We start from the raw sequence: 600 nt of genomic DNA, 5'->3' as shown, positions 1-600 counted from the left end.
AATTATGAATCAGAACGATAGTTTATATAAAAAATCACATTTTAACCGTTTAGGTGAATTTAGTACACTTTCACCTGAAAGCTTTAAAACATTTGTAGCTTTTGACAAAAAAGCGTTATCTGAAGGAACGTTAACAGCTAAATTAAAGGAATTAATTGCAGTTGCTGTTGCTCATACGACTGGATGTCCCCATTGTATTGATTTTCATGTTAAACAAGTTAAAAAACATAGAGCTTCCAAAGAAGAAATGGCTGAATCAATTATGGTAGCAACTGCTCTTAAAGCCGGATCTGCTCTTGCTCATGGCGTCAATGCTTTAAACGCTTATGATGGAGCAGCTGATGATGAATTATATCGAGCTTCTTATATCAACCGACTAAAAGAGTTTTCTCAGTTAGATGGAGATGTCTTTAAAGCATTTGTGACATTTGACCAACAAGCGATGAAGGCGGGATTACTTAGTGTGAAGGAAAAAGAGTTGATTGCGATAGCAGTGGCACATACAACAGGGTGCCCTTACTGTATTGATATCCACACTAAAGCAGCCAAAAAAGCGAAAGCAACGAGAGAAGAAGTGGCTGAATCAATTATGGTAGCAAC

At 37.0% G+C, this 600-nt stretch carries 1 protein-coding gene; it reads left to right on the top strand.

What is annotated here, in order from left to right:
* Positions 1 to 4 precede the first annotated feature (4 nt).
* Positions 5 to 600: carboxymuconolactone decarboxylase family protein (locus ACMX9J_RS27675; protein WP_416226472.1), on the top strand; the 596-nt coding region annotated here is incomplete at its 3' end.

It is taken from the genome of Priestia sp. RMT2NF4 (assembly GCF_047872835.1).
GTDB lineage: Bacteria > Bacillota > Bacilli > Bacillales > Bacillaceae_H > Priestia > Priestia zanthoxyli.
Note: the sequence above shows the minus strand (reverse complement) of the source record. Positions and strands in the feature narration are given on the sequence as shown.